Consider the following 2,323-nt stretch of genomic DNA (forward strand, 5'->3'; position numbering starts at 1 on the left):
CGGAGTATTCCGACCCCGGGCGGTCCGTCGAGGTGGCTGAGGTGGCCGGCGGTTTCCAGATGAGGACGAAGGTCGCCTACCGCGACTGGGTCAGGCGTTTTGTCCGGGAAAAGGACGTGGGTCTCTCGCGGCCGATGCTCGAGACGCTTTCGATCATCGCCTACAAGCAGCCCGTGACAAAGAAGGAGATAGACGTCGTGCGCGGCGTCGATTCGGCGCGGGCCGTCAAGCACCTCCTCGAGAGAAGACTCATCGAGATCGCCGGGCGCAACGGTGAGGCGGGCAAGCGCATGGTGTTCAGGACGACACAGAGGTTTCTCGAGGTCTACGGGCTAAAGAGCCTCGAGGACCTGCCGACATATAAGGAGATAGAATCGCTCGAAGGATAGGAGGACACCATGGACATATCTGAATTGCTGCGTTTCGCCCTCGAAAGCGGAGGATCGGACCTGCACATCAGCGCCGGGGAACCCCCCGTGATCAGGATACACGGCGAGATGACGAAGGTCGATCTGCCGCCCCTCGACAAGGAAGACGTGCACAATATGATCTACGATATATTGAGCGACTTCCAACGGAAGGTCTTCGAGGAACACCTTGAGCTCGACTTCTCCTTCGGCCTCGGTGACCTGGCCCGTTTCAGGGTCAACGTCTTCAAACAGCACCGCGGCGAATCGGCAGTCTTCAGAACCATTCCCAGCAAGATACCCACCTTCGACGAGCTGAACCTCCCCCGCGTGTTCAAGGACATAGCGGGTCTGGAGAAGGGTCTCGTCCTCGTCACGGGGCCCACCGGCAGCGGCAAGTCGACGACGCTTGCCGCGATAGTGGACTTCATCAACGATACCGTGAAGGAACATATCCTCACCATTGAGGACCCCATCGAGTTCCTCCACAACTCCAAGAAATGCCTTGTCAACCAGCGTGAACTTGGACCGCATACCAAAAGCTTTGCCAACGCCCTGAGGAGCGCCCTGCGTGAGGACCCCGACGTCATACTCGTCGGCGAAATGAGGGACCTCGAGACCATCCAGCTTGCCCTGACGGCGGCTGAAACGGGACACCTCGTATTCGCCACCCTCCACACCAGTTCGGCTCCCGACACGGTCGACAGGGTCATCGACGTCTTCCCCGCGGGCCAGCAGAACCAGGTGCGATCCATGCTCTCCGGTTCCCTGCAGGCCGTCATCTCCCAGGCCCTTTTCAAGAGGCGTGACGGCAAGGGGAGGGTCGCCGGCTTCGAGGTCATGATCGCCACTCCGGCCGTGAGGAACCTCATCAGGGAGAACAAGATCGCCCAGATACCCTCCATGATCCAGACGAGCAAGGGGATCGGCATGCAGACGATGGAAGCGGCCTGCAACGACCTTATCGCCAAGAACCTCGTAACGAGGGATGAGGTTTCTTTCTACCTGAGCACTTCAATGAGGTGATCCATGGACATCATCAATGAGTACCTGAAGTACATGGTCGAAAAGGACGCGTCGGACATCTACTTCACCGTGGGGGTGCCCCCGGCATTCCGCATCGAAGGCGTTGTCTCCGTTTACGGCGACAGGGCGCTCAGCGCGGAGGACACGAAGAACTTCGCCTACGCCATCATGAACGAGCGGCAGCGGGCGAAGTTCGAGGAAGAGATGGAAATGAATCTTGCCATCTTCCAGCCCGAATACGGCAGGTTCAGGGTGAACATCTTCCGGCAGAAGAGCTTTATCGGTATCGTCATACGCCAGATCAAGCTCACTATCAAGACCATCGATGACTGGGGGCTGCCCGCCATCATGAAGGACATATGCATGTCCAAGCGCGGTCTCGTGCTCGTCGTCGGCGCGACGGGAAGCGGCAAGTCGACGACCCTGGCGGCGCTGATCGACTACCGCAATTCCAACCAGCCCGGCCACATCATCACCATCGAGGACCCGGTGGAGTTCGTCCACCAGCACAAGATGAGCGTCGTCACGCAGAGGGAGGTCGGTTTTGACACCTTGAGCTTCTACAACGCCCTCAAGAACACCCTGCGGCAGGCTCCCGACGTCATCCTCATCGGCGAGATCAGGGACGCGGAGACGATGGAGGACGCCATAACCTTCGCGGAAACGGGCCACCTGTGCCTTGCCACTCTCCACGCCAACAACGCGAACCAGGCCCTCGAGAGGATACTCAACTTCTTTCCCATCGAGCGTCATCTCCAGATCTACATGCAGCTTTCCCTCAACATACGCTCCATCATATCCCAGAGGCTCATCCCCACCGTGGAGGGCAAGCGCGCGGCGGCGATCGAGATCCTTCTCGACAGCCCGAGGGTCAAGGACCTCATTCTCAA

The 2,323-nt window shown here is 59.1% G+C and carries 3 protein-coding genes; all 3 read left to right on the forward strand.

Features of this window, described 5'->3' with window-relative positions:
- Positions 1–389 (forward strand): SMC-Scp complex subunit ScpB (gene scpB / locus GXX82_10305; GenBank protein NLT23429.1); only part of this gene is annotated, 389 nt, incomplete at its 5' end.
- Between the two features lie 9 nt (positions 390–398).
- Positions 399–1,433: a type IV pilus twitching motility protein PilT gene (locus tag GXX82_10310; GenBank protein ID NLT23430.1), complete on the forward strand. Its 1,035-nt coding sequence runs from the start codon at positions 399–401 to the stop codon at positions 1,431–1,433.
- Between the two features lie 3 nt (positions 1,434–1,436).
- A partial coding sequence (locus GXX82_10315) for a PilT/PilU family type 4a pilus ATPase (GenBank protein NLT23431.1) occupies positions 1,437–2,323 on the forward strand: 887 nt, incomplete at its 3' end.

Origin of the sequence: Syntrophorhabdus sp. (assembly GCA_012719415.1) — a bacterium.
Classification (GTDB): Bacteria; Desulfobacterota; Syntrophorhabdia; order Syntrophorhabdales; family Syntrophorhabdaceae; genus Delta-02.

Coding starts and splice junctions, on each gene's coding strand:
- GXX82_10310 (NLT23430.1), top strand. CDS start 399: ATGGACATATCTGAATTGCTGCGTTTCGCCCTCGAAAGCGGAGGATCG.